25 protein-coding genes are annotated in these 23,954 nt (G+C 72.0%); 12 read left to right on the top strand and 13 right to left on the bottom strand.

Annotated features, from left to right (window positions below; all coding sequences use genetic code 11):
* The first annotated feature begins 10 nt into the window (after nt 1–10).
* A complete protein-coding gene (locus OG295_RS38120) occupies nt 11–805 on the top strand; it encodes an MBL fold metallo-hydrolase (protein WP_331738111.1) in 795 nt (264 codons plus the stop codon).
* Between the two features lie 48 nt (nt 806–853).
* Here the strand turns inward: OG295_RS38120 and OG295_RS38125 are convergent, their stop codons facing one another.
* Entirely contained in the window at nt 854–1,630 is a 777-nt protein-coding gene (locus OG295_RS38125) for a MerR family transcriptional regulator (protein WP_331738113.1), read from the bottom strand.
* Between the two features lie 317 nt (nt 1,631–1,947).
* Here OG295_RS38125 and OG295_RS38130 point away from each other — a divergent pair, with 317 nt between their 5' ends.
* A complete protein-coding gene (locus OG295_RS38130) occupies nt 1,948–3,090 on the top strand; it encodes a serine hydrolase domain-containing protein (protein WP_331738115.1) in 1,143 nt (380 codons plus the stop codon).
* Nucleotides 3,091–3,190: 100 nt separating this feature from the next.
* Here OG295_RS38130 and OG295_RS38135 read toward each other — a convergent pair whose 3' ends face one another.
* Entirely contained in the window at nt 3,191–3,895 is a 705-nt protein-coding gene (locus OG295_RS38135; protein WP_331738117.1) for a hypothetical protein, read from the bottom strand.
* A 204-nt stretch (nt 3,896–4,099) separates the two neighbouring features.
* Nucleotides 4,100–4,951, bottom strand: a complete 852-nt coding sequence (locus tag OG295_RS38140) for a helix-turn-helix transcriptional regulator (RefSeq protein WP_331738119.1) — start codon at nt 4,949–4,951, stop codon at nt 4,100–4,102.
* A 137-nt stretch (nt 4,952–5,088) separates the two neighbouring features.
* Here OG295_RS38140 and OG295_RS38145 point away from each other — a divergent pair, with 137 nt between their 5' ends.
* Both OG295_RS38145 and OG295_RS38150 read left to right on the top strand, forming a co-directional pair.
* Nucleotides 5,089–5,868 (top strand): NAD(P)H-dependent oxidoreductase, encoded by a 780-nt coding sequence (locus OG295_RS38145; protein WP_331738120.1) that lies wholly within the window; start codon nt 5,089–5,091, stop codon nt 5,866–5,868.
* A 208-nt stretch (nt 5,869–6,076) separates the two neighbouring features.
* Entirely contained in the window at nt 6,077–7,984 is a 1,908-nt protein-coding gene (locus OG295_RS38150) for an ABC transporter ATP-binding protein (protein WP_331738121.1), read from the top strand.
* 219 nt (nt 7,985–8,203) lie between these two features.
* Here the strand turns inward: OG295_RS38150 and OG295_RS38155 are convergent, their stop codons facing one another.
* Nucleotides 8,204–9,244: a HEAT repeat domain-containing protein gene (locus OG295_RS38155; protein WP_371681474.1), complete on the bottom strand. Its 1,041-nt coding sequence runs from the start codon at nt 9,242–9,244 to the stop codon at nt 8,204–8,206.
* Nucleotides 9,245–9,529: 285 nt separating this feature from the next.
* Here OG295_RS38155 and OG295_RS38160 point away from each other — a divergent pair, with 285 nt between their 5' ends.
* A complete protein-coding gene (locus OG295_RS38160) occupies nt 9,530–11,554 on the top strand; it encodes a transglycosylase domain-containing protein (protein WP_371681475.1) in 2,025 nt (674 codons plus the stop codon).
* 102 nt (nt 11,555–11,656) lie between these two features.
* On the opposite strand, the gene OG295_RS38165 is transcribed toward OG295_RS38160, so the two are convergent.
* The 6 genes from OG295_RS38165 to OG295_RS38190 all read right to left on the bottom strand — a co-directional run bounded on the left by OG295_RS38165 (nt 11,657) and on the right by OG295_RS38190 (nt 15,115).
* Entirely contained in the window at nt 11,657–12,415 is a 759-nt protein-coding gene (locus OG295_RS38165; protein ID WP_331738127.1) for a hypothetical protein, read from the bottom strand.
* Nucleotides 12,416–12,493: 78 nt separating this feature from the next.
* The gene (locus OG295_RS38170) at nt 12,494–13,063 is read right to left on the bottom strand and encodes a hypothetical protein (protein ID WP_331738129.1); all 570 of its coding nucleotides are present in this window, start codon (nt 13,061–13,063) and stop codon (nt 12,494–12,496) included.
* Between the two features lie 75 nt (nt 13,064–13,138).
* Nucleotides 13,139–13,531: a GNAT family N-acetyltransferase gene (locus tag OG295_RS38175; RefSeq protein ID WP_331738986.1), complete on the bottom strand. Its 393-nt coding sequence runs from the start codon at nt 13,529–13,531 to the stop codon at nt 13,139–13,141.
* Between the two features lie 32 nt (nt 13,532–13,563).
* The gene (locus OG295_RS38180) at nt 13,564–13,992 is read right to left on the bottom strand and encodes an arsenate reductase ArsC (protein ID WP_331738131.1); all 429 of its coding nucleotides are present in this window, start codon (nt 13,990–13,992) and stop codon (nt 13,564–13,566) included.
* Complete coding sequence (locus tag OG295_RS38185; protein ID WP_331738133.1) at nt 13,989–14,738, bottom strand: aquaporin; 750 nt, start codon at nt 14,736–14,738, stop codon at nt 13,989–13,991. Before OG295_RS38185 ends, OG295_RS38180 begins: the two co-directional genes overlap by 4 nt.
* Nucleotides 14,735–15,115, bottom strand: coding sequence for a metalloregulator ArsR/SmtB family transcription factor (locus tag OG295_RS38190; RefSeq protein WP_331738135.1), 381 nt, complete (start codon nt 15,113–15,115; stop codon nt 14,735–14,737). The genes OG295_RS38185 and OG295_RS38190 overlap by 4 nt, the downstream gene beginning before the upstream one ends.
* A gap of 86 nt (nt 15,116–15,201) precedes the next feature.
* Between OG295_RS38190 and OG295_RS38195 the strand changes: the two genes are divergently transcribed.
* The gene (locus tag OG295_RS38195; protein ID WP_331738137.1) at nt 15,202–15,696 is read left to right on the top strand and encodes an ArsI/CadI family heavy metal resistance metalloenzyme; all 495 of its coding nucleotides are present in this window, start codon (nt 15,202–15,204) and stop codon (nt 15,694–15,696) included.
* Nucleotides 15,697–15,845: 149 nt separating this feature from the next.
* On the top strand, nt 15,846–16,454 hold the full coding sequence (locus OG295_RS38200; RefSeq protein WP_331738139.1) for a DJ-1/PfpI family protein: 609 nt from the start codon (nt 15,846–15,848) through the stop codon (nt 16,452–16,454).
* A 50-nt stretch (nt 16,455–16,504) separates the two neighbouring features.
* On the opposite strand, the gene OG295_RS38205 is transcribed toward OG295_RS38200, so the two are convergent.
* Complete coding sequence (locus tag OG295_RS38205; RefSeq protein ID WP_331738142.1) at nt 16,505–17,107, bottom strand: TIGR03086 family metal-binding protein; 603 nt, start codon at nt 17,105–17,107, stop codon at nt 16,505–16,507.
* A gap of 163 nt (nt 17,108–17,270) precedes the next feature.
* Here OG295_RS38205 and OG295_RS38210 point away from each other — a divergent pair, with 163 nt between their 5' ends.
* Both OG295_RS38210 and OG295_RS38215 read left to right on the top strand, forming a co-directional pair.
* Entirely contained in the window at nt 17,271–18,098 is an 828-nt protein-coding gene (locus tag OG295_RS38210) for a hypothetical protein (protein ID WP_331738145.1), read from the top strand.
* Nucleotides 18,099–18,149: 51 nt separating this feature from the next.
* Nucleotides 18,150–18,719 carry a hypothetical protein gene (locus OG295_RS38215; RefSeq protein WP_331738148.1) on the top strand — a complete coding sequence of 190 codons (570 nt, stop codon included), beginning with the start codon at nt 18,150–18,152 and terminating at the stop codon, nt 18,717–18,719.
* Nucleotides 18,720–18,787: 68 nt separating this feature from the next.
* On the opposite strand, the gene OG295_RS38220 is transcribed toward OG295_RS38215, so the two are convergent.
* The gene (locus OG295_RS38220; RefSeq protein WP_331738150.1) at nt 18,788–19,828 is read right to left on the bottom strand and encodes a glycosyl hydrolase; all 1,041 of its coding nucleotides are present in this window, start codon (nt 19,826–19,828) and stop codon (nt 18,788–18,790) included.
* Nucleotides 19,829–20,089: 261 nt separating this feature from the next.
* Between OG295_RS38220 and OG295_RS38225 the strand changes: the two genes are divergently transcribed.
* Nucleotides 20,090–20,371 carry a hypothetical protein gene (locus tag OG295_RS38225; protein WP_331738153.1) on the top strand — a complete coding sequence of 94 codons (282 nt, stop codon included), beginning with the start codon at nt 20,090–20,092 and terminating at the stop codon, nt 20,369–20,371.
* On the top strand, nt 20,371–20,964 hold the full coding sequence (locus OG295_RS38230) for a hypothetical protein (protein WP_331738155.1): 594 nt from the start codon (nt 20,371–20,373) through the stop codon (nt 20,962–20,964). Before OG295_RS38225 ends, OG295_RS38230 begins: the two co-directional genes overlap by 1 nt.
* 123 nt (nt 20,965–21,087) lie before the next feature.
* On the opposite strand, the gene OG295_RS38235 is transcribed toward OG295_RS38230, so the two are convergent.
* Complete coding sequence (locus OG295_RS38235) at nt 21,088–22,077, bottom strand: glycerophosphodiester phosphodiesterase family protein (RefSeq protein WP_331738158.1); 990 nt, start codon at nt 22,075–22,077, stop codon at nt 21,088–21,090.
* Between the two features lie 474 nt (nt 22,078–22,551).
* On the opposite strand from OG295_RS38235, the gene OG295_RS38240 reads away from it, so the two are divergent.
* Nucleotides 22,552–23,949, top strand: coding sequence for an isopeptide-forming domain-containing fimbrial protein (locus OG295_RS38240; RefSeq protein ID WP_331738161.1), 1,398 nt, complete (start codon nt 22,552–22,554; stop codon nt 23,947–23,949).
* The last annotated feature ends 5 nt before the right edge of the window (nt 23,950–23,954 follow it).

Genomic DNA, 23,954 nt, shown 5'->3' on the forward strand with positions numbered 1-23,954 from the left:
TGCTTTCTCCGTGTCCTCTGTGCCCGCATCGACCGACCACTTCCCCGTCCGCGTCCTCGGCGGCCCGACCGCCCTCTTCGAGTACGGCGGCCTGCGCTTCCTGACCGACCCGACGTTCGACGGCCCCGGCGACTACCCGGTACCCGGCACGACGCTCACCAAGACCGCCCCCTCCGCCGCCGCCCCCGGCGACCTCGGCGCCATCGACGTGGTCCTGCTCTCGCACGACGAACACCCCGACAACCTCGACGACTCCGGCCGGGCCCTGCTCGCCGACGTGCCGCTCACCCTCACCACCCCCGGTGGCGGAAAGCGCCTCGGGGAGGGGGCCAGGGGCCTGGCCGACTGGGAATCCGTCGAGCTGGACCGCCCCGGCGGCGGCACGGTCACCGTGACCGGCGTACCCGCCGTCCACGGACCCGGAGCGCGCGAGGAGGTCGAGCCGATCGTCGGCCAGGTCATCGGTTTCGTCCTGACCGGCGAGGGACTGCCCACCGTCTACGTCAGCGGCGACAACGCATCGCTCGACGCGGTCGGGGAGATCGCCGAGCGCTTCGGCCCGGTGGACACCGCCGTGCTCTTCGCCGGAGCCCCCCGCTTCCCCGTGCTCTTCGACGGCCGCCTGATCGTCCTGGACAGCGCCCAGGCCGCCGAGGCCACCCGGATCCTCGGCGCCCGCCGCGTCGTGCCCGTCCACTGCGACAGCTGGGCCCACTTCACCGAGGGCCACTCCGAACTGGAAGCCGCGTTCACCGCCGCCGGACTGGCCGACCGCCTGGACCGGGACTGGCGCCGGCCCGCCTGATCCGGACGGGGCACCCCCCACCGCCGGGGTTCCTGCGCCGGACGGCCCTCACTGACGCGGGACGTCGATGCCGGCCGCGCGCAGGTTCGCCTCGACCAGGGCGTTCAGCCGGACGAGGGCGGGCGACCCCTCCTCCCGGTGGTGGTTGACCAGTCCGTACCGGGAGGCGGTGTCGGACCGGCTCCGGAACCCGTCCGGCATCGCCAGCCGCTCGCGTTCGGCCAGCAGCCTGTCGGCCAGCTCCGACGCCAGTGCGTCGATCCGCGGGTCGTCCGGATCCCAGGACATCGCCTCCCGGCCGCGCTTGGTCAGCTCGATCCATGCGGGGTCGTCGAGCCACCGTTCGAGCTGGGTCAGGAAGCTGTCGAAGACCTCCGGAACCAGCGCCCGGGCCAGTACCAACGCCTCCCGCTGAGTGGCCACGTAGTCGGCGCCGAAGCCGAGACCGGCGAGTCCGTCCAGGACCGCGCAGGCCCGGTCGGGCAGGAGGGCCCGGTCGCCGTGGGCGAGCCGGTGCAGTGTGTCGCGCCGGGCGGTCAGGTCCTCGATCTGTTCGGTGAGCCGACGGCGGACGTCGTCCAGGGTGGCGGCGAACCGCTCGGGACCGGCGTCGAGCAGCTCACCGACCTCGGCCAGCGGCACGCCCGCCCCGGCCAGCGTCCGTACCTGGACCAGCCGCAGCAGGTCGGCCGACCCGTAACGCCGGTAGCCGGAACCGTCGCGTTCCGGCTCGGCGACCAGGCCGAGCCGGTGATAGTGCCGCACCGTCTTGATCGTGACGCCGACGTACGCCGCCGCCTGACCGATCGTGAGCCCGTCTGCCATCGGCTCGGTGCACCTCCGGATCGTAGGGTCCCCGCCCGGGGCGGGGCCGTGGTCGCCGGCGGCCCGTACGCCCGCCTCGCGGTCACGGGCCGCGGGCGGTCCCAGGGGCGAGGGTAGCGCGCGTCCGTTCGGATCCCCTCACCCGTGCGATCGGTGCCGGTGACCCCAAGGTCCGCACAGGGCTTGAGGTTGACCTTGGGTCAGGGTGCACGCTCCTCGCATGGCCGCTTCGACGGGGCCGGGCCGGTGGCCGGCAGGGCCACCGTCGCGCCGTCGAGCCGTGCCGGACACCCACTGCCGCGAGATGAGGAATGACCATGAGCGAGTCCCTCCAGACCGTCGAGACCACCGCTGCCGGGCCGGACCGCCCCGAGCTGCGCGAGGCCATCCAGGAGATCGTCGATTCCGGTTTCGCCGGAGTGCAGCTGCGCGTGAACGACGAGCGGGGCGAATGGGTCGGCACCGCCGGGGTGCGCGAGCTGGGCGGGGCGGAGGCGCCACCGGCCGACGGGCACTTCCGGATCGGCAGCATCACCAAGACCTTCACGGCGACCCTGGTGCTGCGGCTGGTCGCGGAGGGAAGGATCGGGCTGGACGCCCCGGCGGACGACCACCTGCCCGGTTTCGGACTGGACCGACGGATCACCGTACGGATGCTGCTCCAGCACACCAGCGGGTTGTTCAGCTTCACCGGAGAGGTCTACGAGGACGGGACGGTCGTGCCCGGTGGAGTCCCCGGGATCGGCAAGGAGTGGATGGACAACCGGTCCCGCACCTACCGGCCGGAGGAGCTGGTACGGCCCGCGCTGTCCCGGCCGGCGCGGTTCGCACCGGGGGCGGACTGGAGCTACTCCAACACCAACTACGTACTGGCCCGGCTGCTGATCGAGCACGCCACCGGCCGTTCCTACGCCGAGGAGATGCGCCGGCTGGTCCTGGATCCGCTCGGGCTGACGGGCACCGTGGTGCCGGACGCCTCACCGGAGATCCCCGAGCCGCACGCCCACGGCTACTACGGGTACGAGGACGCCGGCCGGTGGACGGTGGCCGACACCACCCGCTTCAACCCCTCCTGGATCTCCGCCGCCGGTGACATGATCTCAACCACCCGTGACCTGCACACCTTCTTCTCCGCACTGATGGGAGGCCGGCTCCTGCCGGCCCCGCTGCTGGCCGAGATGCGCACGCCGCACCCCAAGATGGGCTACGGCCTGGGGGTGTTCGCGGAGGAGACGGACGACGGCGGCACCATCTTCCAGCACAACGGCGGGTTCTGGGGCTGGGCGGCGCTGATGTACAGCACGCCCGACGGCAGCAGGACCCTGACCGGCTCGGTGACCTGCGGGGACGCGGAGCTCGACCTGGCCGCCACGGTCGAGGCGTTCGAGAAGGTGAAGCGGCGGCTCGTCAGGGAGGTGTTCTGTGACGGGCGGACCGCGGCGGACCGGCCGACGGGCTGAGCGCGGCGGGACGGCGTAGGCGGTACCCGGTACCCGGAGCTCCGCGCACCGGGCCGGGCCCGCCGCGGAGCCTGACGCCCGCCGCGGTCCCGCCGCGGAGTCACCTCCGGCGCATCAGGGCGGTCATCGCGGCGATGTCCGTCTCCGACCGGGCGATCGGGATCCAGGGCGGCGACAGGTCGTACTCGGTATGGACCCGGACGAGCTCGTCGGCGAAGGTGCGCACGACCTCGGTGGTGGCCGTGCCCCGCTCCGCGTGCTCGACGAACAGCTCGCAGGCTTCCACGGCGCCCTCGTATTCGTGGTCGAACTCGAACAGCGCACAGATCGCCTCGACGGCGTGGTCGGACGACGACAGATGGCTCATCCCGCAGTCGAGCCCGTCGTCGCCCAGGTCGTCGGGGTACGGCGCACGGTGCCAGGAACCGTCCTCGAACCAGTAGACGCACTCGATCCTTCCCTGGACCAGAAGGTCGTCCCGGACTTCACGGCGCACCCACCCGGGCGCCCCGGCGAGGAGGTCGATCGCGGGCTCGTACCGCCCGACCTTGCTGGAATCGTCCTGCCCGAAGAGAACCGCCCGGCCGCCGTCGGCCCGGACCAGCACCCATCGGCTGCAGCTGCTGTCGTCGTAGTGCAAGGCGCGGCCGTCCCCACCGGCACTGCCGGCGAGCCAGTACCCGCGCCGGAAGGTCTCCTTCTCCTCCTCGGCGTCCCAGGTCACCGCGGCGAGCGCGGCCCACCGCGCCCACAACAGGCCCGCTTCCGGAAGGTCCTCCGGCCGCCCCGGACGATGAATCTTCATCCCCACCTCACACTCCCCGGCCCTTCGCATCCGACCACAGACACTAACGGGGCTGCGCCGGGCCTCTTTTCCGGATCACCCTTTCCCGGATCACCCTTTCCCGGATCACCCGTTTCCGGGAGACCCGGTCGCGGCGAAGGGGTAGCGCACGCCGGTGAGCCGTTCCGAGAGCGTCCGCAGCCGCCGGGCCGGGCGCTCGTCGGGTTACTCGCGGAGCCGGGCGTCCGCCGGGGGATACGCGGCGTCACCGCTGTCCGCGCCCAGGCCCGCGAGCAGGCGCAGCCCGTCCTCGGCGGGGCTGCCGGGGGCCGCGGACAGGACCAGCAGTTCCACTCCCGACTCGTCCGGCAACGCGAAGTTCTCCTGGTGCAGTTCCAGCAGTCCCACCAGCGGATGCCGGTACGCCTTGCGTCCGTGCGTGCGGGCGCGCACGTCCGCGCGGGCCCAGAGGCGGCGGAAGCGCTCGCTGCCCATCGCCAGCTCGCCGATGAGCGAGGCCAGTCGGGGGTCCTCGGGGTACTTCCCGGCGGCCAGGCGCAGGTGCCCGACCACGTCGAGGGTGCATGTCTCCCAGTCCGCGTAGAGGCCTTGCTCGGCCTCCTCCAGGAAGATGTGCCGGGCGATGTTCAGGCCCGGCATCGGCCGGCCGAAGAGCAGCCCGGCGAGCCGGTTCCCGGCGAGCGCGTCCAGACGGTGGTCCATGATCAGTGCGGGTGCGCCGGTGACCAGGCCGAGGACGCGCAGCAGTTCCGGCCGGACCCGCCCGCCCGGCGACTTCGCGCTGCGCCGGCGCTGCCGGGCGAGCCGGTAGAGGTGCCCGCGTTCGGTCTCGTCGAGGCCGAGGACGCGGGCGAGCGCGTCGAGGACCTGCTCGGAGGGCTGGGTCGCGCGGCCCTGCTCCAGGCGCACGTAGTAGTCGACGCTGACCCCGGACAGGTGCGCGACCTCTTCGCGGCGCAGCCCTTCGACCCGGCGGCGGCTGTCGGCGGGTATGCCGACGGCCGCCGGATCGACCCGGGAACGCCTGGTCCGCAGGAAACCCGCAAGATCGTCCATGTCCCCAGTATGGCCTCGGAGATGCCCGTGAAGGTGGCCCTGCCAATACCAGGAAGCCCGGTCCGACGGAAGAGGAGCCCCTGAACGCTGGGCGCCGCGGCGCCCAGGATCGAGGCATCCGATCCGAAGGAGTTCCCGTGAAGACGCTGATCGTCCACGCCCACCCCGAGCCGAAGTCGCTCAACAGCTCGCTCAAGGACCTCGCGGTGTCCACCCTGGAGGCCGCCGGGCACGAGGTGCGGGTGAGCGACCTGTACGCGATGGACTGGAAGGCGGTGGTGGACGCCGCGGACTACGGCCCCGCCGCGTCGAGTCCGCTGAGGGTCGCCCTCGACTCGGGCCGGGCCTTCAACGCCGGGACGCTCACGCCGGACGTCCTCGCCGAGCAGGAGAAGCTGCTGTGGGCCGACACGATCGTCTTCCAGTTCCCGCTGTGGTGGTACGGCATGCCCGCGATCCTCAAGGGCTGGGTGGACCGGGTGTTCACCTACCGCTTCGCGTACGGCGTCGGCGAGCACAGCGACACCAAGTACGGCGAGCGCTTCGGCGAAGGCACCCTCGCGGGCAGGAGGGCCCTGCTGTCGGTGACCGTCGGCGGCCCGGAGTCGCACTACTCCGCCCGCGGGATCAACGGCCCCATCGACGACCTGCTGTTCCCGATCCACCACGGCATCCTCTACTACCCCGGCATCGAGGTGCTGCCGCCGTTCGTGCTGTACGGCGTGGACAGGATGACGGACGAGGAGTACGCGCCCGTCGCCGAGGCCTGGCAGCGGCGCCTGCTCACCCTGGAGTCGACCGAGCCGATCGCGTTCCGGAAGCAGAACTTCGGCGACTACGAGATCCCCTCGCTGCACCTGAAGGAGGGTCTGGAGCCCGCCGGCCGCTCGGGATTCGGGCTGCACGTGCGCGGCTGACCGCCGGGCAGCTCTCGTACGCTTCCGGGCGAGACCCGGGACCGGTCCTGCGCCCACGCCGCATGACCGCCCGCGCACGCCCGCCCGCGCCCGCCCACGCATGACCTCGGACGGTGACACCTTCGGGTGATCGCCGTACCGAGGTCTTCCGAACGACCCGTTCCGGACCGAGTCTTGACCCTCCCCCTCACTCACGGAGGCGTATCCGATGACCGGCGAGGACAGTGGAGTACGGGCGGACGAGGAGATCGCCTTCTCGTGGGACGGCGACACCCGCTGGGAGGCCGCGAAGTACATCACGCTGCGCCACATGGCCCGGCGTCTCCCGCACCTGATGAAGCGCTCCCTGTCGATCGCGTGGCGCGTCGACCGGGCGTCCGTGGCCGGGCTCCTGTCCTGCCAGGTCGTCTCCGGCATCGCGGCGGCCCTGGGCCTGTTCGCGACCACCTCGACGATCACCGCGCTCATCTCCTCCGGAAACATCACCGACCGGCTGTGGCAGGCGTGGCCGTCCGTCGCGGTGCTCGCCGCCGCGGCCGGGATCAGGGCCACCCTCTACATCGTGGTCACGTGGCTGTCCTCCCGCATCTCGCCCCTGCTCCAGCAGGAGTACGAGCTGATGCTGCTCGACGCGGCCACCGGCAGCGAACTCGCCGCCTACGACAGCCCCGGCTTCAAGGACCGGTGGGACAACGCCGAACGCGGCGCCGTCGTCTCCAAGGACATCATCGAGGAGGGCCAGGACCTCCTCGCCGCCCTCGCATCCCTCCTGGCCGGCGCCGTCGTCCTCGGCACCCTCCACCCCCTCCTCCTGCCGTTCCTGGTCCTCGCCAGCCTCCCCCAGGGCATCGCCCAGGTACACAGCGCCCGCGTCACCTACCTGGCCGCCGTGAAGACGACCGGCCACAGCCGCATGATCGGCGTCCTGCGCTGGCACCTGGCCGACCGGCACTCCGCCGACCAGGTCCGCGCCGGGACCATGGCGCCCTTCCTCCTCGGCAAGTACCGGCACCTCACCGACCGGGTCACCGCCGTACACCGCCAGGCCGTCACCGAAGGCGCCCGCATGGCCTTCCTCGGCGCACTCGGCGGCGGCCTGGCCTCCGCCGTCGTCTGGGGGGTCCTGGTCGCCCTCCTCGCCACCGGCCACCTCACCGTCGCCGCCGCCGGAACCGCCGTCCTCGCGCTGCGCACCGTCACCGGCTCGGTCCAGGGCGTCGTCCGCAACGCCGCCATGATCTTCCGTACGGGCATGTACATGGACGACTGGTCGACGTTCCTGGAGGAGACCGGCGGCTACCGCCTCACCGCCGGGGAGGTCGTCCCCGGCGCCCCGCGCGAGATCCGCGCCGAGAACCTCGTCTACCGCTACGAGGGCGCCGACAGGAACGCCCTCGACGGCATCGACTTCAGCGTCCGCACCGGCGAGATCGTCGCCCTGGTCGGCGAGAACGGATCCGGCAAGAGCACCCTCTCCAAGCTCCTCACCCGCCTCCACCTCCCCACCGCCGGCACGGTCACCTGGGACGGGCACCCCACGACCGCGCTCGACCCCCACGCGGCCTGGAAGCACGTCTCCCTCGTACCGCAGGACTTCTCGTGCTGGCCGATGACCGCCCGCGACAACATCACCCTCGGGCAGCCGCGCAGCGACGACGAGAAGGACGTCTGGGAAGCCGCCGCCGCGGCCGGTGCCGACGAGGTCGTGCACGAACTCCGCGCGGGCCTCTCCACCCTCCTGGCCCGCGAATGGCTCAACGGCGCCGAACTCTCCGGCGGCCAGTGGCAGCGCGTCGCCCTGGCCCGCGCCTTCTACCGGCCCGCCGCCCTCCTGGTCCTCGACGAACCCACCTCCGCCCTCGACCCCCGCGCCGAACACCGCATCTTCGCCAACCTGCGCCGGGCCGCCCGTGAGCGCGCCGTGGTCCTGGTCACCCACCGCCTCGCCAACGTCGCCGTCGCGGACCGCATCGTCGTCCTCGACCACGGCAGGGTCGTCCAGGAAGGCACCTTCGCCGAACTGTCCAGGGCGAACGGACTCTTCCGCGAGCTCCTCGAACTGCAGAACGACCGCACCGTCCCCGGCCAGCGCACCCCGAAGGAGACCACCGCGTGAACACGACACCGCCCGGATCGCTGCCGCCCGCGCAGTACATCGAGACGATCGCCGGGCGGGAACACGGACCGCTGGAGACGCCCTGGGAGTGCGCGGTCCGCGAGTCCGGGACGGAGCCGACGAGGGAACCGACGGTCGGGTCCCAGATCCCCGGCCCCGCACCCCGAGGCCGGGGTCGTCCGAGCGCCGCCGGCCGGCGGCCGCGGGGGCGGAGGGCCGTCAAGCGCTCCAGGGGATGTCCGGCCTGAGCATTTCGTGGATGCAGCGGCGCAGGCCGCTGTGGGAGTCGACCGGTGGGAGCCACGGCACCCGCTGGAGCAGATCGCTGAGTCGATCGGTACTCGGGTCGGTCAGGAGGGCGTGGAGTTCGTCAGGGGCGGGGTCGTCGTCGGCCAGGCACAGCCAGGCCAGGCCGGCGCCGATACGCATCTCGGGCGAGCGGTCGGGATCCGACCACACCTCCCGTGCCCACACCCGAGCGTGTTCATCCCCGTGTTCGCGGGCGAGTTGGGCGATCGCCAGGATCAGGCTCACCTGGACCACCGGATCGTCTTCCACCGCCAGCCTGCGGCGCAGGGCCGAGGCGATCCGCGGAGTCTCGCCGGTCGCGACCGCCAGGACGAAGGCGGTCGCGGAGCGGACGTCGGGATCGGGGTCGGGGAGGAGAGGGAACAGGAGGTGCAGGTCAACCGTGACGGCGTGGCGAGCGGCCTGAATCGTCCAGTCCACCGGGCACATCGTGGTGCCCTCCGTCATCGACGGATCCTCGGCGACGGCGAGAAGGCCTTCGCGTGATCCGTCCCCGTGGTGCTGACATCGCCCGATCTCGGCCACCAGGCGTAGGGTTGCCGCGCGGAGCCCGGGGGATCCGGCCACCGCGATCCGGAGCAGGAACGGCACCGCCAGTGCTCCCACCGCGATCGTGCTGCCCTGATGCTGGAGACCGTCCCACAGCCGCAGCAAAGCCTTGTCGGCGGCTTCGGTGTCTTCGGCGTCCCCGGAGGCGAGCGTCGCCAGGAATCCGGGAATCTCCTCGCCGGAGCCGTAGAAATGAGGGAACCGCTGCCAGGGGATCTCGTCGTACTCGAACCCGTCCTTGACCTCCCGCGGGATCGCGCTCACGACCGTGCGCATGTCGACATCCGTGCCCGCCCACGCATCGGGCCACCCGGACCACCGGTCATCGTCCATCGCCTGGTCTTCGGGCATCGCAGCAATCCTCCACTCGCCGACCACGCGATCCGTGAACTCCTCCGTCAACGGCGGGGCCGACACCACACGTGCGAACCCGGGGAGTCTAACGACCGTGATCATGAGGGCGGTCCGCGCGGCCTTCCCGATCGACGCCGCCGCTCGGCTCGCATCGAACCCCCGGTCAAACCGGCATCAAACAGACGAGTCGATGGTCTGCAGGCCTTGAACCCCGTGCCGTGTATGAACATTTCATGAACGGCCCAACCCCGAAGGTGGATTGATCATCTTCTCGGTCGAATCCGTCACCGCCCCCGAGGTGGCGGTTCGCGATCGAGGAGGTCCGCATCCCCCATGAGGCTGCCCCGCAAACACCGCGCGGACCGAGGTGCCAGGGACGAAACCGGAGGACCGGAGCGGACGGAAGGTCCGAAACGCACACGGCGCGCCGCGGGCCGAGCGAAGAGCCGCAGGAGAGCGGCCCGCAAGGCGCGTCGCCGCCTCATCGACCTCCCCAGGCGCGGCCGGCGCGGATGGCGGCGCTGGACACCGTCCTGGAAACTGACCTCCGGCTTGTTCCTGCTCTTCTCCGGCGCCCTCGCCGCCCTCTTCACCGCCGTCTACCTGCAGGTCGAGATCCCGGACCCGCACGACTCCGCGCGCCGGCAGGCCACCCTCTACTACTGGGCGGACGGCAGCCGGATGGTGAGCGTCGGCGATGTGAACCGGCAGGACGTGAAGCTCGACCAGGTGCCCGAGTTCGTCCAGCACGCCGTCATCGCGGCGGAGAACGCCGACTTCTACACCGACTCGGGGGTGTCGGTGACCGGCATCGGCCGGGCCGCCGTCAACATCGTCAAGGGCGAGGAGACCCAGGGCGGCTCGACGCTCACCCAGCAGTACGTGAAGAACACCTATCTGAGCCAGGACCAGACCGTCGCGCGGAAGGTCAAGGAACTCTTCCTGGCCCTGAAGATCAGCAACCAGCGGCCCAAGTCGGAGATCCTCGAGGGGTACCTCAACACCTCCTGGTTCGGCCGGGACGCCTACGGCATCCAGGCGGCCTCGTACGCGTACTACGGCATCCCCGCCCGTGAGCTGAACCCCAGCCAGGGCGCCCTGCTGGCCGCTGTCCTCAAGGGCGCGGAGAGCTTCGACCCGTCCCTCAGCGCCGAGAACCGCCGGCGAGCCGAGGACCGCTGGAGCTGGATCCTGGACCGTCAGGTCGCAACGGGTTCGATGAGTGCCCAGGAACGCGCGAAGTACACGGTCTTTCCCGAGCCGAAGTCCCCCGTCAAGCCGACCAGCCAGGCCGGGCAGATCGGCTACCTCGTCGACATCGCCAACAAGTACCTCAAGAGCCGCAGCGGGATCACGGACAAGGACCTGGCCTCCGGCGGCTACAGCGTCCACACCACCTTCGAGAAGGACAAGGTGCTCGCGCTGACCAAGGCCGTCGAGCAGGTGTGCGCGCAACGACTGGACCCGAAGCAGCGCGCGGAGGACCAGTACGTGCAGGTCGGCGCCGCCTCGATACGGCCCAGGGACGGAGCGATCGTCGCGGTCTACGGCGGCTCCGACGCGATCGAGCACTTCACCAACAACGCGGACACCTCGGGCGTGCCCGCGGCCTCGGCGTTCAAACCCTTCGTGTACGCCGCCGCCATGGAGAAGGAGCACGAAGGCGGGCAACGGCCCGCGGAGGGCGCCGACCAGGACCCCCCGAAGCCCAGGCCGACAGACGCGCCGACGGCACCCACGAACCTCCACGCGGCCCTGGTGAACTCCGACCACACGCCGTTCGTGGAGAGCGGCAAGAAGATCGGGCTGAAGAACGTCAAGGATCTCGCGGTCGGGGCGGGACTGCGTGAGGAGAGCATGGCCAAGCTGGAGCCGACCTTCTCGATCGGAACCTCCACCCCCAGCGCCGTCCGGCTCGCCAGCGCCTATACGACCTTCGTCAACCAGGGCCGGGCCACCGAACCCTACTCGGTGGTCAGGGCCGAACGCAGCGGCGTCGCGGTGGACGGCCTGGGCCACCCCAAACCGCGGCGGGCCATGAGCTCCGAGACGGCCTCGACCGTGGGCGCGGCGCTCCGCCAGGTGAGCTCGAACGCCGTCGGACCGCCGAAGGGCTGGGGGACCAGCCCGCCGTCCTGGGCGGGCAAGACCGGTCCGAACGACCGTATGAACTCTGCCTGGTACATCGGCGCCACGCCGGAACTGAGCACGTCGGTCGCGATGTTCCGTACGAAGCCCGACGTACCGCGACTGCTGCCCATGCAGGGTGTGGGCGGCCCCGATTCCGAGCGGGGCAGCGCCTTCCCGCCGCTGATCTGGAAGGCTTACAACGAGGCGGCGACGCCCCCCACGCCGTAGCACCCGGCGGGCGGTCCACAGGACCGCCCGCGACGGCCTCGCGGCACGGGGCCCCCAGCGACGAAGCGCGGCGGGGAATGACAACGGCCGTTTGGCACGGTGTCAGGCGAAGTCCGCCCGCAGGGAGGAGAGGACCCTGCTCAGCGGGTCGCCCTGATGCCGGGGCCGGCTGTCGGAGAAAGCCGCCCGGGCCCGGTCGAGGTCGTCGTGCCGGAAGGGGCGGGGCACCTGGGGGGCCAGGCTGATGACCAGAGGACGGGCCCCCGCCTGGTCGTACGCGGCGAGCTTGTGGTGTCCGTCGAGGAGGTAGCCCACCCGGCTTTCGGCCGTCGGGAAGAGCGCGACCAGTGCCGGCAGGCCGCCCCCGGCGCGGATGCGATCGCGGTAGCGGCGCACCGCCCGGTGGTCGCGGGGCGGCCACGCGTCGGTGGTCACCAGCGCGAGCTCCTCGTCGGCGTACCAGCTCTCGACCCGGAGGGCGCGCGGGTGGACCACCCGCAGGTCGTGCGGAGCGAGCGCGGCCGACATCACGTACCGCCCGGGGGACAGCAGTGACAGCAGCGGGCGCAGGGCTTCCGGATCCGGTGGCTCGGCTCGGCCGGTGCGCGGGTCGGGGACGAGGCCGGGGACGCTGAGCCACTCGGTGAGGTACTTGACCTCGGAGAGCCCGGGGCCGCCCGTACCGGCGCGGGCCGCCAGCCAGCCCACGCTGCCGCAGCCGTCGCCGGCTTCCAGGAACCCCGGATCACCCGCGAGCAGGAGCAGGCTGCCACCGTTGTCGCCGGTCACCTCGATGACCCCGTGTCCGTCGGCCACGTCGAAGGACACGGAGGAGGAAAGCGGACGCGGCTGTCTGATCATCAGGCGATCCTAGGGGCGGCCTGGTCCACACAGAGCGCGAAGGGGGCTTGGTGGCCCGGCCGTCCCCGGGCCGGTCGGTCAGTGCTGCCGCCGCTGCTCCAGCCAGGCGGCGACTTCACGTCGGAACTCGGGGTCCCTGTAGACGTCCTCCGCGGCGAGCCATTCCAAGCCGCGCAGGACCCCCGGGGAACCAGCGGGGTCGCGTACCGCGTACACGCCGACCCCCGATTCATACGTGTCCGCCATGAGCCAGACGCCGTTGTCCAGGGCCAGCATGGCGAAGCCGGGACGGCCGGCGCCAATGCCGAGGAACGAAGCCGCCCCGGCCCCCATGACGTCCCACCGGTCCAGCAGACGGACCCGGTGCCAGACGGGCATCCTGTGCCGCAGCGTGCGGTCTTCCGCGGCCGTCCAGGTGCCCCGTGGCAACATGATCAGGAATTCGCGGTTCTCGTCGAGCAGACCGGCGGACACGGCGAGCTCGTACCAGCCGTCGTTCAGCCGCTGCACCAGGCGAGGGTCCTCGTACTCGACGAAGAAGCCGCCGACGTGCCTCTCCCGTTCGTACCCGAGGACATGCGGTATCGCCGAGGCCGGAACCGCGTCGGGTATCACCTCCAGACCCGCCCCCAGCAGCGGTCTGAGCACCTTGCGGTACCTCTCCTGCCTGCCCAACCCGTTCCCCCCTCACGCCAGGACATGTTCGGCTCGATCGTGCCCAGCTCAGCGTAGGGCCCGGGCCGGTCCGATCTGGAGCGGCTCGTGTACACGACGCTGAACCGCGTCTGTCTGCCTCACGCGCGCCGGTGACCTGCTGTGGGCGTCGGCTCTTCGATCGTCGAGCAGGGCCAGGCCCACTCCGCGGCCGCGGGCGTCGGGGTGGACGTGGACGGAGTGCTCGACGACCCCGGCGTACGCGCACCGGTCGGAGACCCGTACCACCGCGGCCCATCCCAGCACCCGGCCGGCGCCGTCGAGGGCGACCAGGCGGTGCTCGGGCAGCTTGGCGGCGTCGAACGCCTCCCAGGTCGGCACGGAGGTCTCGAAGGTGGCGTTGCCGTCGTCGATGCCGAGCCGGTAGACCGCCAGGACCTGCCCGGCGTGCTCGGGCCGCATCGGCTCGACCCGTACGCCCCCCGCGGCGGCGGTCACGCCGATGCCGGGACGTCGAGCTCGGCGAGCAGGCCGCGGACGCGCCGCTCGATCTCGTCGCGGATCGGGCGGACGGCCGCGACGCCCTGTCCCGCGGGGTCGGTCAACGTCCAGTCCAGGTAGCGCTTGCCGGGGAAGTACGGGCAGGCGTCGCCGCAGCCCATCGTGATCACGACGTCGGAGGACCGCACCGCCTCCACCGTGAGGACCTTCGGAATCTCGGAGGAGATGTCGATGCCGGCCTCGGCCATGGCCTCGACGACGGACGGGTTCACGGAGTCGGCGGGTGCGGAGCCGGCGGAGCGGACCTGGACCCGGTCCCCGGCGAGGTGGGTGAGGAAGGCGGCGCCCATCTGGGAGCGGCCGGCGTTGTGGACGCAGACGAACAGCACGGACGGGACGGACGGGACGGTGGGGGTGCTCATGAGGTCGGCGCGCTTTCTTCGGCAGGGCGGGCGGCAGGGACGGCCTGGTCCGTCGGGGTGCGGGGCGGCCGGCCGAAGCAGGCGGCGACGAGGCCCAGGCCGAGGGCGCCGCCGAGCAGTTGGGCGGCGATGAACGGCGTGAGGGAGCCGGGGGCGATTCCGGCGAAGGTGTCGGTGAACGCGCGGCCGATGGTGACGGCGGGGTTGGCGAAGGAGGTGGACGAGGTGAACCAGTACGCCGAGCCGATGTAGGAGGCGACGAGAACCGGTGCCAGGTGCGCCCGGCCGGTCCGGGCCAGTCCGAAGACGAGCCAGAGCAGCCCGGCGGTGGCCACCGCCTCGCCCAGCCACAGGTGCCCGGCCCACCGCTCGTGGGAGGAGAAGGCGATGACCGGCTCGGCGAACATCGCATCGGCGAGCATCGCGCCGCCGATCGCCCCGGCGATCTGGGCCGGGACGTACGCGGCGACCTCGCGCAGGGTGAGTCCGTCACGGCCGCGGAGGCCGGTGAACCAGGCGGCCAGCGTGACGACCGGGTTGAAGTGCGCGCCGGAGACCGGGCCGAGGAAGGCGACCAGCACGCCGAGGCCGAAGACGGTCGCGAGGGAGTTGGCCAGCAGCTGCAGGCCGACGTCCGGGGTCAGCTCGGTGGCCTGGATCCCGGAGCCCACGACCACCGCGACCAGGGCCGCCGTACCGGCCGCCTCGACCGCCGCCCGTCGGGCCAGCGGCGCCGAGGTGCTCACGTGCCCGCTTTCGCGGGCGCGGCGGGGACCTCGAGCAGGGCGGACAGCTGGGCCAGGGCCTGGGGGATCACCCAGTAGTACACCCAGGTTCCGCGCCGCTCGGAGCCGACCAGTCCCGCCTCGCGCAGCACCTTCAGATGATGGGAGATCGTCGGCTGGGAGACGTCGAAGGGGCCGGTCAGGTCACACACGCACGCCTCACCGCCCTCGTACGAGGCGATCAGCGACAGCAGTCGCAGCCGGATGGGGTCCGACAGCGCTTTGAACATCCGCGACAGCCCGGCTGCGGCCTCATCGCCCAGCGGCTCGCGGACCATCGGCGTACAGCACGCCGCATCGCCTTGCCCCAGCAGCGGCAGGCCAGCTTGTTTCGACATGCCTCTATGTTGACAGCTATCTAATCCAGTGGCAACGTCTTCTATATCGACAGACGTCGAAACAGAATGCCGAAGGGGAGACCGCCATGTCCCGTGTCCAGCTCGCCCTGCGCGTCGCCGACCTGGAGGGCTCGATCGCCTTCTACTCCAGGCTCTTCAACACCACACCGGCCAAGCTCCGCCCCGGCTACGCCAACTTCGCCATCGCCGAGCCGCCGCTCAAGCTCGTCCTGATCGAGGGCGGGGCGGACGAGCCCACCCGCCTCGACCACCTCGGCGTCGAGGTCGCGACCACCGAGGACGTCACCGCCGCCACGACCCGCCTGAAGGAGGCGGGGCTGGCCACCTTCGAGGAGAACGACACCTCCTGCTGCTACGCCCTCCAGGACAAGGTCTGGGTGACCGGCCCCGGCCGGGAGCCGTGGGAGGTGTACGTCGTCAAGGCCGACGCCGCCACCCTCGGCAAGAGCGCCGACAGCGCGCCGCGGGCCTGCTGCGACCCCGCGGACGGACAGTCCCCCGACGCCGCCCGGACCCCGGCAGCGGCCGAGGCCGCGGCCGGCTGCGCCTGCGGAAGCTGATCGGCCGTCGGCCCGCCGCGGGATGCCGGAAGCACGGCGGAGCGGAAGCAGAGGGGCGGAAGGCGTGCCACCGGCCGCCGATTGGCCCTCGACCCGGAGCCGTGGGCCGGGGAGGCTCAAGATCCGACACCGTGCGCGAGGGAGTTGTGATGCAGGTCGCCGTGGTCACTTTCGACGGGTTCAACGAGCTCGACAGCTTCATCGCCTCCGCGTTGATCAACCGGTGTCGCAAGGACGGCCTGGAGGCCTTCATCACGACGCCGACACCGGTGGTCACGTCCATGGGCGGCGTCGAGGTGACGGGACAGCGCCCGATGGAGTTCGTCACCGAAGCCGACGTCGTGCTGATCGGCAGCGGAGTGAAGACGCGGGACGTGGTCGCCGACGACCGCCTGATCTCCAGGCTGGTGCTGGATCCTTCGCGACAGCTGATCGGCGCGCAGTGTTCGGGCGCCCTGGTGCTGGCCCGGCTCGGGTTGCTGGACGGAATGCCGGCCTGCACGGACATGACGAGCCGGCCCTACGTCGAAGCCTCAGGCGTCACCGTGCTGGACGCGCCGTTCCACGCGGAGGGGAACATCGCCACGGCGGGCGGTTGCCTGGCGTCCCAGTACCTCGCCACCTGGGTGGTCGCCCGGACGCTCGGGGAGGACGCCGCGCGCGACGTCATCGACTACGTGGCTCCGGTCGGCGAGAAGCGGGAGACCGTCGAACGCTCCCTGCGCGCCGTCCACAGGGGCGAGAGCGCCCTGCGCTGACGCTCCGTGGGCCCCGCGGCCGGCGCCGTCGCGCGCTCGTCGGCCTCCGCTCACGGGGAGGTCGGTGGCGTCCAGCCCGGATCGCGCCCGCTCAGCCCCACTGCCCTGTCCAGCAGCGGAGCGTCCTGCGGTACGGGCACGACGGCTCCGAAGATGCCCCCGCCCCGGCTCTCGTCCTGCGCGGCGGCCAGCAGGAACTCGTGCGAGGCGTGCAACGCGGCCTGATCGGGTACGTACTCCTGGCCGGTGGCCTTGGCCAGGTCCCAACCGTGAATCACCAGTTCGTCGGCGGCCACCACGGCCGCGATGTCGCCGGGCAGGTCCACGCCGCCCGCGCGGGTCATGCCGGTCCAGGCGGCCGGATCCCTCCAGGCTTCCGCCAGTTCGTCGAGGACCCGGGGAAGGTCCGCGCGCCAGGACGCGGGCAGGGCGGGTGCGGCCGCACCGGGGGCCGTGTCCGTGGTGGGGCCCAGGTCCTTGCGGGCGGCGTCCCGGAACGCGACGGCGAGGCCCGCGAGGTGGCTCAGCAGGTCACCGACCGCGTACGCCGGGCAGGGCGTCCGGCCCCCGAGCCCGGTGTCCGGGACGCCCGCCACGAGACGGGCCACGATCCCGGCCTGCGGTCCGAGGTCGAGAGTCGTCGTATCGGTCATCTGCCGCTCCTCCGGGACGATGGGTCTGCAGGCTAGACCGGCGGAGAGGCCCGTACTCGGCACAACGCGGTCCGAAGATTCACCCGGGCGGACCGGGTCCGGCCGGTGCCCGTCCCCGTATATCGGATGTACGCCGCCCGGCGGCGCCGCCTACGCTCGGTGCGTGGACCCCGTCGGACTCGCCCGCGTCGTACTGCCCGTCACGGCCCTGCTGTACGGGATGCTCGGCCTGCGGACCCGTCAGGGACGCAGGTGGTGGCGGGTCGTCACGGGGCGGCGTCCCGCGCCGGTCGACCCCTACCACGCGGCCGTCGGCCGCTGGTCGCTCGGGGACGACGTCCAGGCCGCCGCGGCCGGACTGTTGCTCGACGGGCTGGCCACGGTGAACCACCGGGGCAACCTCGCCGTCACAGCGGCCGGCGCGGACCCGGGGGCCGACGCGGGCCACCCCCTCCCGGACGCGTTGCTCGCCGCCCTGCGCCGGCGCACGGCGCCCGTCGCCCTGGGCAACGTCGTGTCGCGTGACGCCGAATTCGCCACCGCTCGGGCGGAGTTCCACGCCGCTTGCCGCGACCGCCTCCGGTCCCGCCTTCCGGTGAGGCCCGGCGGGACCGACCGGCTGGCCGCGCCGGCCGTGTGGGCCGTGCTGGCAGTGATCGTGGTGACGGCCGTCGCCCTGATCCGGACCGACCCCCACGGGCCGGTGGAGGGTACGGCCGCCACCGCGACCTGGTTCGCGCTGGTCGCGCAGATCGTCGTCCTCGTGGGGTACGGCAGGCTCCGCGACGCCAACCGCAGGGAGGCCGACCCCGGCGCGGGGGCGGCCCCGAACGACGTGCATCCGGCGCTCACCGAGCTGGCGGCGCGCGACCCCGAGGCCGCGGCCTGGCTCCGGGTGAGCCGCCGGCGGACCCGCCGGGGCCGCAACCGCGGCCGCCCCCGCGGCGCCCGCCGCCCGGCTGCCGCCGCCCGGCCGGCGCCTCCCCGGTGAGCCCGAAGGCAATCGAGGCACCTTCCGCGCGCCGCGGACGTTGCGAAGGTTGTGATCGAACTCAAGCGTGCCATCGCCGTACTCGCAGTAGCCCTTGCCGGGGCAGCGGCCCTCACCTCACCCGCCACAGCCGCCGATCGTGCCCCGTACGAGCCCACCCGCGCGGGCTCCCGCCCCGGGGGAGGCCCGGCCGCGCCGGAGCGGGCGACCATCACGGAAGGGCAGGTCAAGGAGGTCGCCCCCGGGGGCGTGATCACGTATCCGAGCGTCACCAGCTGCCTCACCGTGACCGTACGTCTGGGGGACGGCGGTCTTGTCGGTGCTCATGCCGGCCTGTTCCAGGTACCCGGCGAACTGCGGTCCGACGAGGTCCTGGCCGCGCTCAAGGACCGCGTCGGCGCCCGCCGCGTGACCGCGGTCCAGGTCAAGGGGGCCGTCGGCGCGTGGCACCCGAGCTACTTCGTGAAGGCGATCGAGAGGTACGACGAAGGGGAGCGGGTGCCGGTCCCGTCGGGCCCGGACGCCGAGGGGCTCGCCCGGGAGGTCGCGCGGGGGCTCGGCACGTCCCGCACGCTCGTCACGGTCGAGGACATACCCGACGGGGATCAGATCGTCAGCTGACGTGCGCCGTGCGAGCGCCGCCCCGTGCGAGCGCCGCCGTGCGAGCTCCGTCGCGCCGGCCACCCGCGTCACGAGCGCCTCGTCCCCACCTCCCCGTCGAAGCCGAACGTCCGGTCGCGGTCTCCGTCGGCGGAGAGGAAGTCCCGGAACACCTGTGCGGAGTGCGGGTTCCGGGTGCACTGCCACACGCCGTGCGGGCAGTAGTCGGTGATGCTGTGGTAGAGCGGCTTGTGCTGCTCGATCCACTCCAGCATGCGCCCCATGTACTCGGGGTTGTCGCCGTTGCGGAACAGCCCCCACTCGGGGTAGGAGATCGGCTTCCCGTGCGCCTTCGCGAAGTCGACCTGCTTCTGGAGCCCGTAGGGCTGGGTCACCTGCTCGTCGAAGGAGTGGCCGGGAGGCTGGTCGTAGCTGTCCATGCCGATGATGTCCACCACGTCGTCGCCGGGGTAGCACCTGGTCCAGGCGATGGCGTCACCGCCGCGGTTGGGGGCGAAGTCGAAACGGAACCGCTGGCCCTCCACCGAGCGCATGGCAGCCGTGACGCGCCGCCAGTACCTCTTCCAGTTCTCGGGGTCGGGCCGGCAGCGGTGGGTGTAGTCGAAGCCGTTCATCTCCCAGCCCAGCACGATCACCGTGTCCGGCACCCCCAGGGCGACCAGACGTTTCGCCAGCCGCCGGAAGTGGTGGTCGTACTCACCGCGGGCGCCGGAGCGGATCAGCTCGGCGACCCGGGCGTCGGGGACGCGGCGCTCGTTGCGCTCGAACATGGGCACGTTCAACACGAACAGCCGGTCGGCCCTCTCCCGGCGCCACCGCGCCCAGCTGCGCAGGGAATCGGGAGCCCCCTCGATGTTCGCCCACGTGTCGCCGGGCAGGTAGGTGTGGCCCGCGCGAAGCTCGGTGCCCCCGAGCCAGTGCGAGAGCTCCTGCATCCTCTCGACGCCGGGCGTGCCGTAGTGGAGGTAGGCGCCCACCGCGACCCCGTTGCCGGAGCCGCCGTCGGAACCCGCGCGCGGCGGCGTGGTGAGGGCGACTCCGGTGACGAGCAGGCCGGCGGCGATCGCACTCGCACAGGCTCCCGCCAGCCGGCGGCCTCGACGGGACATGCTGCCTCCACACGCTTCGGGACCGGGTGTCTCTCGCACCGACATTAGGCATCCCATCCGACGAGCTGCCCGTCCGATGACCCGAAACTGGGCCATTCGCGCCGGCCCGCCGCCCCGCCCGGCCCGACCGGGTGAAACCCCCTCCCGGCGCGGAGGGCGACGGGCCCGGTGGGCGGCGCGTCCGCCGGCCGGGGCGGGGGTGGCCGTGCTCGACGTCAAGGGATTCTTGACAAGTCGGCGATGTCAAGGTTTCCTTGACGCATGTTGATCTTGAATTCGAAGGTCCGGCGCCGGGTCGCCTTTCCCGCCACCGCGTCCATGGCGGGCGTGCTGCCGCTCGCCGTCGTCCTCCCGGCCGTGGCGGTGATGTTCGGCGACCGGTTCGGCCCCTACGCCACCGTCGCCCTGATCGTCGCCGGCCTCGCGCTCATCGCCTGCACCGCCGGCCTGGCCGCGCGGGCGGCGGCACGTGACTCCGCCGACCGGGCGCGCCGCGACGAGGAAGTCCTCGACGCCCTCGAACCCCTTGCAGGGGTGCGCTGATGAGCGATGAACCGCTGCTCCATCCGACGGAGATCGACCGGATCCGGGAGGGGATCGCCGCGGCCGTGCTCGGTGCACCCGAAGGGCTGGCCGACTCTCTCGAACACGACGCCCACGGGTACCTGCGCCTGGTGGACGCCTCGCGCGTCGGTTGCGAGGAGTCGAGCCGGCTCCTGCGCGAGGCCGTTCAGGGTGCCAGGGCCGCCGGGCACAGCTGGGACACGGTGGGCCGCGTCCTGGGGGTGAGCCGCCAGGCCGCCCAGCAACGCTTCTCGGGCAAGGCCGGGGCAGCGGGTTCGTCGGCGCCGCCCGGCGGGGGACCGAACGCCCCCAAGCGCCGCACGCTCAGCGGGCTGACCGCGTTCGACGAGATGGCGGCCCTGGAGGAGGCCGGCCGCGACGGCTGGCACATGGTCGGTTACGGCCCCTTTTACCATGAGGTGGAGGCTTCCGCCCATCCCTGGGAGCACCGTCGGGTCGCGCTCCCTTCCGTCGCGCGACACCGGCGGATGGAGTCGGAAGGATGGATTCCGGTCGGCGCGGGATGGTTCCCGTGGCGGTACTACAAGCGGCCCGTCAACCCCGGCACCTGAGGACCGCGGCATTCTGGGTGCTGTGGGAAAGCGCCGCGCCGCCCGTGCCCGATGTGGTGATCCGGCGCGGGCGGCGCAGGCGGCGCGGGCGGCGCGAACCGGTGCGTCCGGCGGTGCCCCGCCCTACCCGAACAGACGGTCGCCGGCGGTGGCCATGCGATGGGTGCCGCCGTGGCGGTTCACCCAGTCACGGACGAGGTTGACGGCGTTGGCGCACTGCCAGCTGTCGTCGTACTCGCGTACTCCGGTGAAGGCCCCGTAGCCCGCGATGATGCCGTCCACGCGCCCGTCGCCCAGCAGTTTGTCGACGTACCAGGGGTCGTTGTAGGTGGTGGTCCAGGAGAGCGTGGCCGCGAGTCGGCCGGCGTCGCGGTCCCCGGCGCCCTTCTTCAGTTCCGCGCACGTGTTGTAGGACGCTTCCGTGCAGTTGCCGAACCCCTTGGTGATGTCGCTGTCGCCGTAGTCCATCACCCGGTGACCGGCCGGGAATCCGGAACCGGACCGGTTGAACGCCCCCTGGACCTGGTCGCGGGTGCCGGTCGAGGTGATGCCCTCCAGGCTGCCGAGCCTGCCTTCCAGGCTCTTCCAGCCCCGGCCGCCGACGTCCGGGGTGCCGCCGCCGTGGTACTCGTAGAACCCGTAGAGCACCTGGATCCCGGCAGCCGTCAGCCGCTGCGCCTTGTCGCGCAGTCCGGCGACGCTGCACCCGCGGTTCTCCTGCTCCCCGCAGTAGTTCGGGTCCTTGATGTCCAGCCAGACCAGCGACAGCCGGCGTCCCGCGTTCGCGTTCGAGACGATGCGGTCGACCATGCTGTCGAAGCTGGGGCCCAGCCGGTTGTCACCGGCCGAGGAACAGTCGTGATACGCCCGCCATTCGTTCGGGTTCCACCACGCGCACACGTCCATCTCGATGCCGTTGGCGCCGTGCTTCAGCGCGGCGTCCACACCGGCCAGCGTGTCCACGCGGTGGGCGATGGCGTAGACCGGGTGACGCTGATCGGCTGCCGCCGCCGGGGTCGCGCCGAGCACGGCGGTACCGACGATCCCGCAGAGGGCGGCGACCAGTGCCCGTAACACCCTTGGTCCGGCACCGCGCCCGAGGTCGTTGTTCAAGGACGTACTCCTTCGTGTCCGTCTGCCGCAGCGGACGATCGATCCGACCAGGCACATGGTGGCACGCGATAAATGCATGATGAATGAAGTTCGGTCGAAGGCCTCCCGGGGTGGTTGGTGCCGTCGTGCGGGGAGCGTCAATTTCGCTGATGTCCGATTCACCCTCAAGTGGGACGATCGCAAGAGGATTGACGGGGGTTTTCGGTCATGACGGCGCGGGCGGGAGAGGGCCGGGAGGCGGGTGTGGCGGGGGCGGTGTGCCCGAGCCGTCATGGATGACGGCGCGGCGGGAGCCGTTCCGGGGAGCGGATCCCGCAAACCCGCCGCGCGGGATTGGCCGGGCCCCTCCATTCGTCACTTTACGTGTTCAGCCGCATGCGATGCCCTTGCGGAGCATTCCGCTCCGCCACGGCACTCGGCAGTCGAGGCCGATCGGCGGTGCGCTTCGGCAGCGTCGAATCGAAGGGAAGAAACATGGCAACACCTCCCGCTCCGCTCCGGGTTGCCCTGGCCAACGGCAGCTTCGAGCAGCCCGTCGTGGCCGGTGTGGAGATCCTGCCGGACTCCTCACAGACGCAGGCGCCCAAGCGGGTCCCGGGCTGGCTCACCACCGCCTCCGATCACCGGATCGAACTGTGGCACTCGGGATTCCAGGGAGTCCCGGCGGCGGACGGCACCCAGTTCGCCGAACTCAACGCGAACGAGGTCTCCACGCTCTACCAGGACCTGCCGACGACCCCCGGCACCAAGCTGTACTGGCGGCTGTACCACCGCGGGCGCCAGGGGGACGACACCATGGCGCTGGACATCGGCGTACCCAGCGCCCCGGTGGAGCAGCGGCGCTTCACCGACGGCAACACCGCCTGGGGTTACTACACCGGCACCTATACCGTTCCGGCGGGCCAGACGCTGACGCGCTTCGCGTTCCGCTCCATCTCCGCCGCCGGCGGTAACCGCGGCATCGGCAACTTCCTGGACGGCATCTTCTTCGGCACCGCCCCGTACGTGGTGCTCGACAAGATCGCCGCCCCCACGGGACCACTGGAGGTGGGCGACGTCGTCACCTATCGCATCACCGCCAGGAACGAGGGCGGCGGCGCGGCGGAGAACCTCGCCCTGACCGACGCCATCCCGCCGGGGACGACGTATCTGCCCGGCTCCCTGCGGATCCTCGACGGCCCGAACGCCGGGGCGAAGAGCGATGCCCAGGGCGACGACCAGGCGCACTACGACAGCACGGCGAACAAGGTCGTCTTCCGCCTCGGCGACGGCGCCACCGCCGTGGACGGGGGCAGCCTGCCCAGTACCGAGACGGTGCCGGCGGGCACCACGGTGGAGTACCGGGTCACCATCGACCGGGCCACCGGCGGAAAGCAGATCAGCAACACCGCGACCGCCTCGTACGAGAACCGGCTCGGCGACAGGCCGGAACCCCTGACGTCCACCTCCAACGAACAGGTCACGCAGGTCAAACCGGCCGCCGACCTGACCGTCACGAAAGCGGCCGACGCGACGACCGTCACGGTCGGCCAGACGGTGACCTACCGCGTCACCGTCCGCAACGCCGGTCCGAACGGAGCCACCGGCGTCACCGTCACCGACCGGCTCCCGGACGGCCTCGCCTTCCTGTCCGCCGACGGCCCCGGAACCTACGATCCGGCCACCGGGCTGTGGAGGCCGGGAGGCCTGGCCGAGGGTGCCACCGCCACCCTCGTGCTGCGGGCCAAGGCCACCGAGGCAGGCCTGATCGGCAACACCGCCACGGCCACCGCCAACGAGAAGGACCCCGACACCACCGACAACACCGACACCGTCAGCGTCTGCGTCGAACCTGCCCCCTCCTGCTGCGACCCCTGCGCCGGCCGGCGGTAGCGCTG

The sequence above is a fragment of the Streptomyces sp. NBC_01276 genome (genome assembly GCF_041435355.1).
GTDB lineage: Bacteria > Actinomycetota > Actinomycetes > Streptomycetales > Streptomycetaceae > Streptomyces.